Below are 14,515 nucleotides of genomic sequence, written 5' to 3' on the forward strand. Positions count from 1 at the left end.
CTACTCCGCCGGAACCGCGGACGGACCGTCGCTCTCCAGCGCGGTCCAGCGATCGGCCCGGTACGCCTTCACGCAGGCCATGATGCCGAAGACCGCGATGGCCACCACGAGGCCGACGAACAGGATCGCCAGCGCCGCGTCGATCCGGTCGTTGAAGACGATCTTGTGCATGTCGGCCATGGTCTTGGCCGGGGCCAGCACCTTGTTCTCGGCGATCGCCGCCGAGAAGCGGTCGGCATGCGACAGGAAACCGATCTTGGGGTCGGCGGAGAAGATCTTCTGCCAACCGGCCGTCAGGGTGCAGATGCAGAGCCACACGGTCGGGATGATGGTGACGAAGGCGTAGCGCTCGCGCTTCATCTTGAAGATCACCACGGTGGCGAGGGTCAGCGCCACGGCGGCCAGCATCTGGTTCGAGATGCCGAACAGCGGCCACAGGGTGTAGATGCCGCCGAGCGGATCGGTGACGCCCTGGTACAGGAAGTAACCCCAGGCACCGACGCACAGGGCGGTGGCCAGGATGCTGGGAACCCAGGCAGTGGTGTCCTTGAAGGCCGACGAGACGAGGCCGAGCAGGTCCTGCAGCATGAAGCGGCCGGCGCGCGTGCCCGCATCCACCGCCGTCAGGATGAACAAGGCCTCGAACAGAATCGCGAAGTGGTACCAGAACGCCATCATGCCCTTGCCGCCGATGGCCGAGGAGATGATGTGCGCCATTCCGACCGCGAGGGTCGGGGCGCCGCCGGCGCGCGAGATGATCGAGTGCTCGCCGACGTCGACGGCGGTCTGGGCGATCTCGGCGGCCGTGATGGTGAAGGCCGGGTCGAGCTTCGTCACCGCCGCCGCCGCGCTCTCCGGCGTGGTGCCGACGAGTCCCGCGGGCGAATTCATGGTGAAGTAGATGCCGGGCTCGATCACGCTGGCGGAGACCAGCGCCATCACGGCGACGAAGCTCTCCATGAGCATGCCGCCGTAGCCGATGAAGCGTGCATCCGACTCCCGGTCGATGAGCTTCGGCGTGGTGCCCGAGGAGATCAGGGCATGGAAGCCCGAGACCGCGCCGCACGCGATGGTGATGAACAGGAACGGGAACAGCGAGCCGGCCCAGACCGGACCGCTGCCATCGACGAACTTGGTCACCGCCGGCATCTGCATGTGCGGGGCGACGTAGGCGATGCCGAGCGCCAGACCCACGATGGTGCCGATCTTGAGGAAGGTCGACAGATAGTCGCGCGGAGCGAGCAGGAGCCAGACCGGCAGGATCGAGGCGACGAAGCCGTAGCCGATCAGCAGCCAGCACAGCTGGGTCCCGGTAAAGGTGAAGACCGGACCCCAATACGGGTCGGCCGCGACGTTGCCGCCGTACACGATGGCGAGCATCAGCAGGACGAAGCCGATGATCGAGACCTCGCCGACCTTGCCCGGGCGGATGTAGCGCGCATAGAGGCCCATCAGCATGGCGATCGGGATCGTCGCAGCGACCGTGAAGGTGCCCCACGGGCTCTCGGCCAGGGCCTTGACGACGATCATCGCCAGCACCGCCAGCAGGATCACCATGATCATGAAGGTGCCGAACAGCGCGATGATGCCCGGGATGGTGCCGAGTTCGGCACGGATCAATTCGCCGAGCGAGCGGCCGTCCCGTCGCATCGAGATGAACAGCACCATGAAGTCCTGCACCGCGCCGGCCAGGACGACGCCGGCCAGGATCCAGAGCAGGCCCGGCAGGTAGCCCATCTGCGCGGCGAGCACCGGGCCGACCAGGGGGCCGGCGCCCGCGATGGCGGCGAAGTGGTGGCCGAACAGGACGTTGCGGTTGGTGGGCACATAGTCGAGCCCGTCATTGTGCACGTGCGCCGGCGTCCGACGGCCGTTGTCGAGCCGCATGACCTTTTCGGAGATGAAGAGCGAGTAGTAGCGGTAGGCGATCAGGTACACGCAGACCGCCGCGACGACGATCCAGAGGGCATTCACGGTTTCGCCGCGCGTCGTTGCGACGATCGCGAGGGCGGCCGCCCCCAAACCTCCGACCAGGACCCAGGGTCCGTGCTTGGATACCGCACTCATGACGTCTCGCTCCCGCGACCTGTCCTTGCCGGCAGGTCGTCAAGGGGCCTTCTCGCGCAAATTGACTGGAAGGGCCAGGGCAGCCGATTTCAATCGACGCGGTTTGAAAACCGAACGGCCTTCGGCGCAGGTCGACTCGCGCCGCTCAGTGGATGGTGATGACGCGATTCGGCAGGGCGTCGAGAGGGACCGCGCGCGGAGGAAAGTCAGCCGCCAGGATGGTGCCGACCTGGCCGACGGCGGCGGTCAGGCCTGCCTCGACCTCATCGCGCCGGAGGGCATCGAGCAGGGTATCGATCGCGTTCGACCAGGCCGGGGTCGGGACCCGAGCGGCGACACCGCGATCCGCCACGATCTCCGCATGCCCTTCGGCCTGGGCGAGGTAGATCAGCACGCCGGTGCGCCCTTCGGTCTGGCACAGGCCCCTTGTCCTGAACTCGCGCAGGGCCTGTTCGTGAGCCCGGTCGCGGCGGATGGAACGGGGCACCAGGGCCATTCGCACACGGGGATGCAGACCCGCGAGCAGCACGACGAGCACGACGGCGATCTGCGCCAGGGCGATCGCGGCCGCGCTCCAGGGCGTGAGCAGGATCAGCGCCCAGGGGACCACGAGCCCGCAGGCAAGCGCGGCGAGAAGCGGCGCCGAGCGATAGAAGCCGGCCCGCGCGGCGACCAGCACCACGATCTCGCCGGAGGTCTTGGTTTCGGCCCTGCGGATCGCCTCCGCGATGCGGGCGCGGGCGCCCTCGTCCAGGAGGTCCCTCGATTTACCAGTCACCGGAGGCACCTCCCCCACCCGACGAGCCGCCGCCGCCGGAAAAGCCGCCCCCATCGAAGCCGCCGGACACGCCGCCGCTCCATCCCCCGGAGACCGGTCCCGGCAGGATCACGAACCCGCCACCGCGGCCGCCGCGCCCGCCCCGGTTCATCCGATAGACGACGAACAGGATGACGAAGAACAGCACGATGAAGATCAGGACCTGGCTCGGATCGGCCTCGTCGGTCCGGACTTTGGCCTTGCGCTGCCACTCCTCGGCGTCACCGGCCAGGATCGTCAGCATGGCGTCGACGCCGGCATTGAGGCCGCCAGCATAGTCGCCCGTCTTGAAGCGCGGGGTGATGGCGGTGGTGATGATGACCTTCGAGAGCGCGTCGGTCAGCGCCCCTTCGAGGCCGTAGCCGACCTCGATCCGTACTTTTCGCTCGTTGGGCGCCACCAGCAGCAGCGCTCCGTTGTTGGTCTTGGCTTCTCCGAGCTTCCAGGCCCGGAACAGCCGATTGCCGTAATCCTCGATGGTGCGGTCCTGCAGGCTCGGGATGGTGGCGACCACCACCTGGTCCGAGGTCTTGTCCTCGTAGGCCTTCAGCTTGGCCTCAAGGGTCGCCCGGTCCTCGGGCCTGAGGATGCCGGCCGCGTCCACCACCCGCCCGGTCAGGGCCGGAAACGTCGGTTCGGCCGCGCCCGCGGCTCCGGCCCAGAGGGCGAGCCAGAGCGCCAGCAGCAGGCAGGCCGTGTCGATCCAGAGGCGGCGCGCCGCGATCCCCCGCATGCTCGGAGCGCCCATCCTGGGCTAGAACTTCACGTTCGGCGGGCGCTCGGCGTTCGGCGTCGCCGTGAAGGTCTCCATCGGTTTCGCATCCGGGTAGAAGATCGCCGCGATCCACCGGCCCGGAATGGTGCGGACCTCGGTGTTGTAGTCCTGAACCGCCGCGATGTAGTCCCGGCGGGCGACGGCGATCCGGTTCTCGGTGCCTTCCAGCTGCGACTGCAGGGCGAGGAAGTTCTGGTTCGACTTGATGTCGGGATAGCGCTCGACGGTGACGAGCAGGCGGCCGAGAGCGCCCGAAAGCTGGTTCTGCGCGTCCTGGAATTCCTTGAATTTCTGCGGATCGCTCACGGTCGAGGCGTCGACCTTGACGCTCGACGCCTTGGCCCGCGCCTCGGTCACACCGACCAGGACGTCCTTCTCCTGCTGCGCATAGCCCTTCACCGTCTCGACCAGATTGGGGATCAGATCCGCCCGGCGCTGGTACTGGTTCTGGACCTCGCTCCACGAGGACTTCGCCCGCTCCTCCAGGGTCGGCACCCGATTGACGGCGCCACATCCAGACAGGCCGATGCCGAGCGTCAGGGCGGCGACGGCGATCCGCACCCGGCCGAGCCAGTTTCCGACCGAACCGGATCTGACCGACTGGGTCGTGGGGGTGATCACACCTGCGTGCATCGTCGAACTCCTCGGAACCGGACCGCCGCGCATCGGCGCTGCCCCGCCCCAGTCTCCGAGGGATGGGGCCGCGCGTCGCGGCGGTGCGCGCTACTCACGATGCCGCTCCTGCCACGAGAAAGCCGAAGTACCAAACCCATCGGGGCCGCGAAAAGCCGTTATCACCCGATCCTTGGGTGCTGAGCCATCGTTCTTCCCCGAGATGCCCACGCCCGCCACCTTGGCAGAACAGCTGGAGGGGGACTCTGTCCGGGTGAAACCTTCGTCGAACGCCAAGTCTGAGCGACGCTCCTGCCCGCGTCCCCGATGCCGGGCCGTCACACAGTCGGATTCTGCTTGGGCATCCCATCCGGCAGGCACCTCGGCAAGGACAGAGCTCAAGCGCTTTCGAACGGCCTTGGGCAGGCCTCTGCTTTCTGCCCTGCCTCCCGCGATGGCCACGCAGCGCAATCAGGCCGAGAGACCGTCCGCCAGCAGGTGCCAGTCAGCGCCCCCCGGGGCCGCCGTTGGCGCTTCCATTCGGAAACGCCTGTTCGGGCCGGCTCGCATTGCCGCCGGCGGCAGAGTTCGTCGTCACCGTATCGGCCCCCGTGGCTCCATAGGAGATGACGACATCGCGACTGTTGCCGGTGGTGTTCGGCTGATTCTGGACGATGACGCCCCTCCGGTCTTCGGGAAGGAACACACCCTGCGCCAGAACCGGGGCCGCCGATGTAGCCCCGATGACAAGCGAACTGACCAGCGCGACACGAATGCTCACGGCGTCCTCCATGCAAGAATCCTGATCGGTGAACACGGGCCGGATGGGGCTGTTCCTGCGACCAAACGGAGATGATCGGTCCGGTGTCGCGTCCGTTTGCGCGGTCGATCGAACCGATGAGCGAGGGACAGGCTGCGCGCACCGGGCGTTTCAAACGTCGCCGCTACGAGCGTCGGATCGCTGAACAGGTCAGAGTGCCTGCAGCGACCGGATCGACGGTCGCGCATCACAGCATTTCTTCCATCGCCCTGCGACAGCACAGTTGAGACGAAGCGTCATCGCTGTGCCTCGGACGATCCGCAGACCAAACTACGGCCAAATAGGCTGCGGCCCGAACCGGCGTGGCGCCGGAGACTCACCCTGTGACGTGTTGAACCAACAGGTTCGAGGGAACGGCCTGGGGCGCAGGTTGTTTCTAGCCTAACGTTCATACGACAGGAGTTCTCAGATGCGGAAGTTCGTCCTTGCCTCCACGGCCTTGGTCGGCCTTGGCCTTCTGGCATCGGCACCTGCCGAGGCACGCGGTTGGGGCTACGGCCACGGTGGTTACGGTCATGGCGGTTACGGCTACGGCGGGGGTTATCGCGGTGTCGGCTTCCGCGGCGGCTACGGTGGATATCGTGGCTATGGCGGCGGCTATGGTCGCGGTTACGGCCATCGTCGCGGCATCGGCCCGGGTGCCGCCATCGGCCTCGGCATCGCCGGTCTGGCAGCCGGCGCGATCGTGGCAAACAGCTATGGCGGCTATGGATACGGCTACGGCCGTCCCGTTGGTTATTACGGCGGCGGATACGGCTACGCCCCGGCCCCCGCCTATGGCTATGCTCCGGCCTATGGCTACGGCTATCCGGCCTATGGCTACGGATACTAACGTAGTCAATTAAGCTCCCCAGTAGGGCGGGGTACAATCGACATCATTGGCGGCACATTCGGAAAATTTCGAGTGTGCCGCCTTTGTTTTGTTTTTCTTCTTTCGATCGTTCATCTATCTGCGGCGAAAAGGCTTCCGTTATCATTCGAACATCCGATTGACGCTCGCGTTGGTCGTCGGATTATTTAAAGGAAGCCAATGTCACCTTTTAAAATGCTGTGCGGTGTAGCCGCTCTGTCCGCGCTCGGCTTCGTCCATACGGCGGCCTACGCCCAGGAGGGCGGCCCCTGCACCGACGATATCGCCACGTTGAAGCGCGAACTCGGGACCCAGGTGGGGATGGGGGCACCTGTGTCCCAGCCGGATTCCGGGCAGCATAAGGGGCCGCACGCCGGTTCAGCGGATCGCGCGGCCAGCAACACATCGCCCGACGCCAAGCCCGTCGGCAATGCCGAGACGGATCGCACCCAGCTGGGCGGAGCGTCCCGTGAGGCCGGTGGATCGCCGGGTACCGTCGGCGGCGTTTCCGGACCCGTGGCTGCTGCCACCGGGACCGGACAGGCGGATTCGGTTGCTTCCGGGCGGATCGCCACCTCTCCGGCCGACGTTCGCGCGCAATCCGAGAACAAGCCGACGGCGGCCGCCAAGGCTGCCAACGGCGGAGAGGCCTCGGCTTCGCCCAGCCTCTCGGCCGAGGACAAGGTCTCCCAGGCCAAGACGGCCCTTCAGCGCGCGACCGACCTGAACGCCAAGGGCGACCAATCCTGCCGCGAGGCCGTCCAGCAAGCGCGTTCGCTGATGCCGCAACAGGGTCGCTGATCGGCGGCCGCCGCCACCAGACATCAGGTACGGCGTGTCCCGGATGACGGGGCACGCCGTTTCCATGTGCGCCAAATCTTGGTTGGGTCTGGACCGGCGCGTCGGGCCTGAGGCCGCATCACCGGATGGCGCTCCGTCTCGTGACGGCAAACACTCGCGTGAGCGATCCTATTCCCGCATGCAAAACTGCTCCGACGCCTTTCGCGAACGGCAGGCTGTGCGATCACGGTGCGCGCTGAACGAGACCGCCGCGTTGGCCAAAGAACTGCGCCCCTTCGATGGCTGAGTCGGGAGCGGACGCATCGTCCGGCGCTCGGCGCCTCGCCCAGCAATGACCGTTCTGATCCAGAACCGCGCGTGAATCACAATCCCCGAACAGTTTGATCTCTCGCAACGTTTCGTCGCGCCCTATTATGGATTGACAGTATATAAGCTTCTTCGATGTGGCTAACCGATGTTAGACGCACCGGATTTGTGCCGGAACCCAGGCGATGGCTGCGGAACTACAGCGGAAAGCACGCGGTTGGATGGGCTGAGCGAAGGGTTTCGGACGCCGGCCCTGCAATCCCGGTTCTCCCGTCCGTCCCGAGGAACGCAGCACTAAGCGATATGCCGGACGGCCGAGCCTCCGCATGCGAGCCCCCACCGGCTGTTTCTCATCACCGAGACCATCGCGTCGGCTGCCAGTCGGGGAGCCGACCCGTAATGGAAGGATGTCATCCCATGGTTCGTCTGAGCCTGTCCCTCGCCCTCCTCGTCAGCGCAGCGGTGCCCGCTTTGGCCCAACCGGCGCTGTCCGACGCTCCACCGGCGCTGCTGGTGCATGGCAATTATTGCGGACCCGGCAACAACGCTCCGCGTCCACCGATCGATGCCCTCGACGCGGCCTGCGCCCGCCACGATGCGTGCACCCCGTCCGGCGCGTTGCCATCGCGCGCCTGCAATCTCCGTCTGCAGCGCGACGCCGCGCGCATTTCCCGCGATCCGCGTGAACCTGATGAGATTCGCGCCCTTGCCGGGCTCATGGGAGCAAGCGTGGCCCTTCTCCCGTCAGATCTGCACCTCGCGGCCGCACCGGCGACGGCGACGGCGACGGGCACGTCGAGCGTCGAGACACCGGCGCCGTCCGACCCGACCTCACTCCTGCCCACCGGCGGCGACTTTACGATCCCGGCCGTGCAATAAGGTCAGGCCGGCTCCGCTTCGATCGGATCAAGACACCCATTGCGATCCGATGAGACCCTCGTGTGCAGCCGCGAGAAGGCCCGCGCCTGCCGACCACCCTCGGATGCACCGAGCAAGTCTCGACCGCCAGCGCGTCCCTGTGGACTTCCGGCTCTGGGAGGGCGGACATCGCGATCGTCAGCCGTCTGACGGATGAAGACTTTTCCAGCGTGCGGCGGGTGAACACGCGGCCCAACCTGCTGATCAGCTTGGCGGAACTCAAGGCACTTTGGCACAGCCGGTCTTCGCAAACCCCGGACGGTGGACCGACCCGCCGCGTCCATGGCGCCAGCTTCGACGCGGCGGCTCGGCATGTCTCTCGATCCGGCCCGTGGCCGTCAATTTGATGGCCCTCAACCTCATGGCCCTCGATTCAGTGTCAGCCTGACACGCAGCATTGGTGGCATTGCACGACCATCGGCATGCGCGGCGGTCGGATCGGCTGCAGGCGTAATGGTGGCGATGATCGGCCGGACGAAACTTGGCATTCCGACGCAGAGGACGATAGGGCCGAGGCGAACGGCATGGTCCGGCTGCCATCCGCCTGCATCGGTGACAGGCTTCTCCATCGCTGGAACGCATCGTAACCGACGCGGCAATAGAGCCTACCCAGCGAACGGGTGCAGCCGGCGGCGCGACTGGAGATTCTCTTTCGCCGGGAGAGCGATGTCTGAACGCGGTCCGGACACGGCAGATCTGCGGGAACAATCGATCGCGCAACAACCTCCCATTGAATTGGGAGTGCGATGGAGAGAGGATCCCGATGTTTCCTGGATGGCTTCATGGTCTTTCGATCACCGCCCTGCTGTTGGGCGCTGTCTGTGCCCTCTTGATCTCCATCGACGTTGTCCGGCATCCCCAACCTATGGGCATCATGAATGTCGTATGGCCGGTCTGTGCCCTGTTCGGGACGATCGCAGTCGCGTGGGCCTATCTCCGCTATGGACGGTCCGTCATCCCGGAGGTGCATCATGCGGGGAGGGATCGGGACACAGCGACCGCGCACCGGACCGAGCCCCCGTTCCCCGTCATGGTCGGCAAGGGCGCCCTTCACTGCGGCAGTGGCTGCATGCTCGGCGATATCGCGGCGGAGTGGCTTGCTTTCCTGATCCCGGCCGTGGCGGTCTGGTTCGGCTGGCAGACCGTGTTCGCCGAGAAGATGTACGCGGTCTGGATCCTCGATTTCGTGTTCGCCTTCGGGCTCGGCATCGTGTTTCAGTACTTCGCCATCGTGCCGATGCGGAATCTCTCGCCGGTCCAAGGACTCGTTGCGGCCCTGAAGGCCGACACGGCTTCCCTCATCGCGTGGCAGATCGGCATGTACGGCTTCATGGCGTTGGCCCAGTTCGTCCTGCTCCCGGCCCTCGGCGCGCCGCGGGCGGCGGTGAACACGCCCGAGTTCTGGTTCGTGATGCAGATCGCGATGGTAAGCGGTTTTTTGACCAGCTACCCGGTCAACTGGCGGCTGATCACCACCGGCCGCAAGGAGCGCATGTGAGGGGGGCCGACATCGAATCGGGATCGGACGGATCGGCCCCGAGCCGGACAGGTGAGGTTCGACGGCAGGGGCGGTTCAGCGCTCTCCCGGTCCCCTATCGCACTCCGGCAAAGCACGTCTGACAACAGCGGGCGAGCGGTCACTCACATCCGCTCAGCCCGAACCGAACTGACGATCGCGACGCGGGGGATTGGGGTCTGGCGGAGACGGAGGGATTCGAACCCTCGATACCCCTTTCGGGGTATGCTCATTTAGCAAACGAGTGCCTTCAGCCGCTCGGCCACGTCTCCGCAGGCCGTCGATCTAGAATTTCGCATCCGGCGGGTCAAGCCGCGTTTCGGCCAACGGTGGGGAATTCGGCGGCTTTGCGGACGCTGTGCCGTGGGGAGCACAAGGGCCGAGAGCCCGATGGAGCAGCGCTTGGCACGGTTGCCGTCGCGATCCTGATCACGGGCCAGCCAGTCTCTTGCGCTGGACTTTGCCGTTCGGCGTGCGCGGCAAGGCGTCGAGAAACCGGACCTCGCGAGGGCATTTGTAGGCCGCCAGCCGATCGCGGCACCAGGCGATGAGGTCGTCAGCCTCCAACTCGGCACCCGGTCTCGCGACGACGAAGGCCGTGATCACGCTGAGGTCGCTGCGCACCGCCACCTCCGTCACGCCGACTTCGGCCACGCTTGGATGGGCGCCCAGCACGCCTTCGACCTCGTTCGGCGAAACCCGATAACCCAGCGCGTTCATCAGGTCGTCGTTGCGGCCGTGAAAGGTCAGGTAGCCGTCGGCATCGAGGCTGGCGAGGTCGCCCCCGACGAACCAATCCCCGCGCCGTACCGCGGCCTCCTCCTCGGGGCGGTTCCAGTAGCCCAGCATCAGGCCGGGTTCGGACCGATGGACCGCCAGCAGGCCGATCTCGCCCGGACCGAGCGGATCCGCCGGCCCGTCCGTTGGCAGGATCGCGACGCGCCGGCCGGGCTGAGGCTTGCCCGGAGAGCCCGGCCGCACCGGAATGGTCGGTCCGGTCGACACGTAGGTCGAGACCTCGCTCATTCCGAGCGCTTCGTAGAGGGGTTTCCCGGTCGCCTCGGTCCAGGCCGCGTGCAGCGCGGGCGAGAGTGCTTCGCCCGCCGTCACCCCATGACGCAGGGCACGCAGGTCGACGGACGAGAGATCGCCGTATTTCAGAATCTGTCGGTACAGGCTGGGGACGGCGGCGAACAGGGTCGCCCGATGGCGTGCCATCAGTGCCGGCCAGACAGCCGGATCGCGCGGGCCGTCGTACAGCACCGCCGTGGCACCGCAGGCCCAGGGGTCGGTGATGCCGACGCCCAGAGTGTAGGTCCAGTTCATCGTGCCGGCATGCAGCATCACGTCGTGCTCGGACAAACCGAGCCAGTGTTCATGCATCGGGCGGCGGCCGCGAATGGCTCGATGGGCGTGCAGGACGCCCTTCGGCCGGCTGGTGGTGCCGGAGGTGTAGACCAGGGTCGCGGGATCCTCGGCGCCGGTATCGGCGTAGTCGACCAGCGCCGGTCCCGCTTTCATCGCGGCGATCGCGTCGGGCTTCAACAGGATGCGGCCACCGAGGCCGGCCGGATCGGCTGGGTGATCGCGGCCCACCACGACGACCGAGGCATCGGCATTCTCCATTAGGAATGCCGCTTCGGCCTCGGTCAATTGTGGGGAGGAGGGCAGCGCCACGAGGCCCGCCGCCAGCGCGCCGAAATACACCAGGACGTAGTCGATCTCGTTGCCCATACGGATCATGACCCGGGCGCCGGGTGCGAGGCCGAGTCTCTGGAAGCCGGCCGCGATGCCGCGGACCGCCCGGTCGGCCTCCGCGAAGGTCAGGGACCTGACGTCGTCGTCGGCCCCCGCCATGATCAGCGCGACCTTGTCGGGCCGGAGCCGGGCGTTCTCGGCCAGACAGTAGCGGGCACCGTTGAAGCGGAATTCGGGGGCGGCGGCGTCCGACGATGGGGGCAAGCGGGCAGGCTCCGTGGCGTTCGGCCCGCAGGGAAACCGAAACCCGCCGGCGGCACAAGAGCGCCGACTGCTGCGCCACCTCGTCCTGAGCGTATCAGCCCGTGATCTCCTTGGCGGCCGACAGCATATCCTTCATGGCTTCTGCGGCTGCCTGATAGGCGGGCGTGCCGATATCCCAGTTGCTGACCTTGATGGCTTCCAGCATCTTGGCGGCCTCGGCGCAGGCCTTGGTCTCGGCCGCGGCGAAGCGGGCGAAGGCCGGATGGGCGGCAGGCGCCGTTCCAGCAAGGTCGGTGCGCAGGCTGCGGCCCGGCTGCCCCGACAGGTTCGCCAGGGACGGCTCCGGCTGCGCCATGCCGACGAGGACGCGCGCGAGCTTGCGCTTCCAGGCGCCCACATCCGCGGGCAGCCGCACGAGCCCGTAGACCGGCACGTCGCGGGCGTTGGCGCTCAGGGCCGCCTGGCCGGTCGCTTCGGCACGGACGAGGCGGGTGGTGATCTTCTCGATCTCCTCGTGGGTCTTGGCCGCTTTCGCGGCGATGTTCTGGACGCTCGTGGAGATCTCGGACGTGGCCGCGCGCTGCTGGCCGAGCATCTGCGAGATCGCCTGGTTCAGGTCGCTCGCCTGAGCGATGCGGGTATTCGTCTCGACGATCCGGTGCTCGAGATGGTCGACGATAGTGCGTCCGGTGGTGACGGCGCTGCGGCTCTCGCCAACCGCCTCCGAAATCGCGCCCATTTCGCTGGTCAGGGTGCTGAGAAGACCGCGGATCTCGCCGGTCGACTTGGCCGTCTGGGCCGAAAGCGACTTCACCTCGGCGGCGACGACGGAGAAGCCGCGGCCGGCCTCGCCGGCACGGGCCGCCTCGATGGTGGCGTTCAGGGCCAGCAGGTTGGTCTGGGCGGAAATCGCCGCGATGGTTGTGGCCATCACCTCGATCTGCGCGATGGCACGCTCGAGGACCACGACCCGATCGGAAATCTGCGCGGTCCGGGTGTCGATCTCGTGCATCGCAGTCCGCGCCTTCTGCGCGTCCAGAATACAGGCCTGCGTCTCCGCCAGGGCGCCCTGCGCCACCATGACGACGGTCTCGGAGGTCTGGGCAACTTCGGCGACGGAGGCCGCCATCTCCTCGGTGGCACCTGCGATGGTCTGGGTGGCGCTCGCCACCTCGCCGACATCGTAAGTCATCCAGCCCGTGTTGGTGGCCGCCTCGGACGCTTCGCGGGCGACGGCGGCGGTGTTGGCGAGGCTGCGTAGCAGGTCGCTCTCACGCTCGGCGTGCAGACGCTCGATCGCTGCGCGCAGGGCGCCCTCCGGGAGGTCGACTGCCGCAAGGGTCTGGCTCGCCATCAGGGCCTCGACGGCGCGGACGAGACGGACCTCCTCTGTGCCACGTCCGGTGTCCGACTGAACATCAGTCGAGGGCTGCTTCGGAGTGGAACGAGCGAAGGGGAGTCCGAGCATCGGGATGGGTCCTGTTGGGCGTAACGACAGGGTTTAGCCGAACCCCCTTAAGTTATCGTTATGCGCAATAGCACCGTGGAAGAACCGGGGGTTGATCACGGACTTGTCAATCCGGATATCGTTGCAACGCAAAAAGATCGATAAGGTCGCCGCTTTCGATTTATTCAATGATTGCGGTTTTGAATTGAGATCGAAGTTTCAAAGATCTGCGCAACGAGCGCGGAGCGCGACTTGCAAGTGGCGAAATCTGCGACCGTGATCGGCGAATCTTAGCTCTTGATCGAGCACTTACTGAAAAACACAAACGCCGGTTCATCCGTGCAAAACTGCGGCGGATGCCTTTGGCCCTCGTTTTCAACAACAATAAGCCCTCGAAAGGAAACCCGACATCAGCCATCGCACGATACACTGGCATGTTCTACCGGCAGAAGATTTCCCGTTTCGTTAAGGAAGACAAGTTCTCATCTTGGTTTTGAGCCAAATGGATCGGATTCCTCTCGCAATTCACCTTTGTCGTGTGAATTGTTATAATACAACTTTAGTTAGATTGTCGGCCTGAGGACGCACTCCTGCGATTCATAACTTTTGATCGGTTTCGATTTTCAACCAACTCGCTTCGGCCGTGGCGATGGCCGCTTTGGAAGCAACACCGCCTGCCGGACCGTCTGCCGCACCTCACCCGTCGATCCCTGGCGGGTTCACATTCCGAGGTCGCCGATGGCGGCAACCCCACGCCTAGGAGATCGACCTGATGGCTGACGCGACTGATATCCCGGCAATCAACCTCTGCGACGGACGCACGATCCCGCAGCTCGGCTTCGGGGTCTATCAGCTGCCGGACGACCGGGCGCCGGAGATTGTGGGCGCAGCGATCCGCGCCGGCTTCCGCTCGATCGATACGGCGGCCATCTACGAGAACGAGGCTGGTGTGGGACAGGCCGTTCGGGCGAGCGTGGTGTCACGCAGCGATCTCTTCGTCACCACAAAGCTCTGGAACGACCGCCAGGGCTACGAGGCGACCTTGCGGGCCTTCGACGAAAGCCTGGTCCGGCTCGGCCTCGATGATGTCGATCTCTACCTGATCCATTGGCCCTGTCCCGATCGGGGCCTCTTCCTGGAGACCTGGAAGGCCTTCGTGCGTCTCCAGGCGGAGGGTCGGGCGAAATCGATCGGCGTCTCGAATTTCGAGCCCGATCACCTCGATCGCATCATCACGGAGACGGGCGTGGTCCCGGCCGTCAATCAGATCGAACTGCACCCGCGCTTTCAACAGAAGACGCTGCGCGCCGTCCATGCGCGATACGGGATCGTCACGGAATCCTGGAGCCCTCTCGGCCGCGGGCAGGCTCTGTCCGATCCGATCCTGATGGGGATCGCGGAGCGGCACGGCCGGACGCCGGCGCAGGTCGTGCTGCGCTGGCAGATCCAGCAGGGTCTCGTGGCGATCCCGAAGACCGCAACGCTCTCCCGCATTCCGGAGAATCTCGACGTCTTCGGCTTCACCCTGGAGACGGACGAGCTGACGGCCATCGACACTCTCGACCGCCCCGACGGCCGGATGGGGCCGGACCCGATGACGTTCGGGTAACGCAGGCCGGCGTCG

At 66.1% G+C, this 14,515-nt stretch carries 12 protein-coding genes and 1 tRNA gene; 5 read left to right on the forward strand and 8 right to left on the reverse strand.

The genetic code is table 11. The features are described from left to right. The 5 genes from ASF60_RS19855 to ASF60_RS19875 all read right to left on the reverse strand — a co-directional run bounded on the left by ASF60_RS19855 (position 1) and on the right by ASF60_RS19875 (position 5,064). The gene (locus ASF60_RS19855; protein ID WP_056189173.1) at positions 1-2,067 is read right to left on the reverse strand and encodes a carbon starvation CstA family protein; all 2,067 of its coding nucleotides are present in this window, start codon (positions 2,065-2,067) and stop codon (positions 1-3) included. A gap of 145 nt (positions 2,068-2,212) precedes the next feature. Continuing rightward, the gene (locus ASF60_RS19860; RefSeq protein WP_056189662.1) at positions 2,213-2,845 is read right to left on the reverse strand and encodes a TPM domain-containing protein; all 633 of its coding nucleotides are present in this window, start codon (positions 2,843-2,845) and stop codon (positions 2,213-2,215) included. Continuing rightward, complete coding sequence (locus ASF60_RS19865) at positions 2,835-3,617, reverse strand: TPM domain-containing protein (protein WP_056189176.1); 783 nt, start codon at positions 3,615-3,617, stop codon at positions 2,835-2,837. The genes ASF60_RS19860 and ASF60_RS19865 overlap by 11 nt, the downstream gene beginning before the upstream one ends. 21 nt (positions 3,618-3,638) lie before the next feature. Further along, entirely contained in the window at positions 3,639-4,292 is a 654-nt protein-coding gene (locus ASF60_RS19870; RefSeq protein ID WP_244478518.1) for a LemA family protein, read from the reverse strand. A gap of 484 nt (positions 4,293-4,776) precedes the next feature. Further along, positions 4,777-5,064 carry a hypothetical protein gene (locus ASF60_RS19875; RefSeq protein WP_056189180.1) on the reverse strand — a complete coding sequence of 96 codons (288 nt, stop codon included), beginning with the start codon at positions 5,062-5,064 and terminating at the stop codon, positions 4,777-4,779. A gap of 436 nt (positions 5,065-5,500) precedes the next feature. On the opposite strand from ASF60_RS19875, the gene ASF60_RS19880 reads away from it, so the two are divergent. The 4 genes from ASF60_RS19880 to ASF60_RS19895 all read left to right on the forward strand — a co-directional run bounded on the left by ASF60_RS19880 (position 5,501) and on the right by ASF60_RS19895 (position 9,464). Continuing rightward, entirely contained in the window at positions 5,501-5,923 is a 423-nt protein-coding gene (locus ASF60_RS19880) for a hypothetical protein (RefSeq protein ID WP_056189183.1), read from the forward strand. Positions 5,924-6,136: 213 nt separating this feature from the next. Continuing rightward, positions 6,137-6,742: a hypothetical protein gene (locus ASF60_RS19885; RefSeq protein ID WP_244478519.1), complete on the forward strand. Its 606-nt coding sequence runs from the start codon at positions 6,137-6,139 to the stop codon at positions 6,740-6,742. Between the two features lie 723 nt (positions 6,743-7,465). After that, the gene (locus ASF60_RS19890; protein ID WP_056189191.1) at positions 7,466-7,927 is read left to right on the forward strand and encodes a hypothetical protein; all 462 of its coding nucleotides are present in this window, start codon (positions 7,466-7,468) and stop codon (positions 7,925-7,927) included. Positions 7,928-8,729: 802 nt separating this feature from the next. Further along, the gene (locus tag ASF60_RS19895) at positions 8,730-9,464 is read left to right on the forward strand and encodes a DUF4396 domain-containing protein (protein WP_056189194.1); all 735 of its coding nucleotides are present in this window, start codon (positions 8,730-8,732) and stop codon (positions 9,462-9,464) included. Between the two features lie 198 nt (positions 9,465-9,662). Here ASF60_RS19895 and ASF60_RS19900 read toward each other — a convergent pair. The 3 genes from ASF60_RS19900 to ASF60_RS19910 form a co-directional block, all read right to left on the reverse strand. Then, positions 9,663-9,754 (reverse strand) — tRNA-Ser (locus ASF60_RS19900). Between the two features lie 157 nt (positions 9,755-9,911). Continuing rightward, on the reverse strand, positions 9,912-11,444 hold the full coding sequence (locus ASF60_RS19905; protein ID WP_056189197.1) for a class I adenylate-forming enzyme family protein: 1,533 nt from the start codon (positions 11,442-11,444) through the stop codon (positions 9,912-9,914). 94 nt (positions 11,445-11,538) lie between these two features. Further along, entirely contained in the window at positions 11,539-12,912 is a 1,374-nt protein-coding gene (locus tag ASF60_RS19910) for a methyl-accepting chemotaxis protein (protein ID WP_056189200.1), read from the reverse strand. Positions 12,913-13,663: 751 nt separating this feature from the next. On the opposite strand from ASF60_RS19910, the gene ASF60_RS19915 reads away from it, so the two are divergent. Continuing rightward, complete coding sequence (locus ASF60_RS19915; RefSeq protein ID WP_056189203.1) at positions 13,664-14,500, forward strand: aldo/keto reductase; 837 nt, start codon at positions 13,664-13,666, stop codon at positions 14,498-14,500. The last annotated feature ends 15 nt before the right edge of the window (positions 14,501-14,515 follow it).

Origin of the sequence: Methylobacterium sp. Leaf113, assembly GCF_001423325.1 — a bacterium.
Lineage (GTDB): Bacteria > Pseudomonadota > Alphaproteobacteria > Rhizobiales > Beijerinckiaceae > Methylobacterium.

Excerpts from the sequence above, each read along its gene's own strand:
- ASF60_RS19890 (WP_056189191.1), top strand. The coding sequence starts at position 7,466 with ATGGTTCGTCTGAGCCTGTCCCTCGCCCTCCTCGTCAGCGCAGCGGTG.
- ASF60_RS19915 (WP_056189203.1), top strand. The coding sequence starts at position 13,664 with ATGGCTGACGCGACTGATATCCCGGCAATCAACCTCTGCGACGGACGC.
- ASF60_RS19865 (WP_056189176.1), bottom strand. The coding sequence starts at position 3,617 with ATGCGGGGGATCGCGGCGCGCCGCCTCTGGATCGACACGGCCTGCCTG.
- ASF60_RS19885 (WP_244478519.1), top strand. The coding sequence starts at position 6,137 with ATGCTGTGCGGTGTAGCCGCTCTGTCCGCGCTCGGCTTCGTCCATACG.
- ASF60_RS19875 (WP_056189180.1), bottom strand. The coding sequence starts at position 5,064 with ATGGAGGACGCCGTGAGCATTCGTGTCGCGCTGGTCAGTTCGCTTGTC.
- ASF60_RS19880 (WP_056189183.1), top strand. The coding sequence starts at position 5,501 with ATGCGGAAGTTCGTCCTTGCCTCCACGGCCTTGGTCGGCCTTGGCCTT.
- ASF60_RS19910 (WP_056189200.1), bottom strand. The coding sequence starts at position 12,912 with ATGCTCGGACTCCCCTTCGCTCGTTCCACTCCGAAGCAGCCCTCGACT.
- ASF60_RS19855 (WP_056189173.1), bottom strand. The coding sequence starts at position 2,067 with ATGAGTGCGGTATCCAAGCACGGACCCTGGGTCCTGGTCGGAGGTTTG.
- ASF60_RS19870 (WP_244478518.1), bottom strand. The coding sequence starts at position 4,292 with ATGCACGCAGGTGTGATCACCCCCACGACCCAGTCGGTCAGATCCGGT.
- ASF60_RS19895 (WP_056189194.1), top strand. The coding sequence starts at position 8,730 with ATGTTTCCTGGATGGCTTCATGGTCTTTCGATCACCGCCCTGCTGTTG.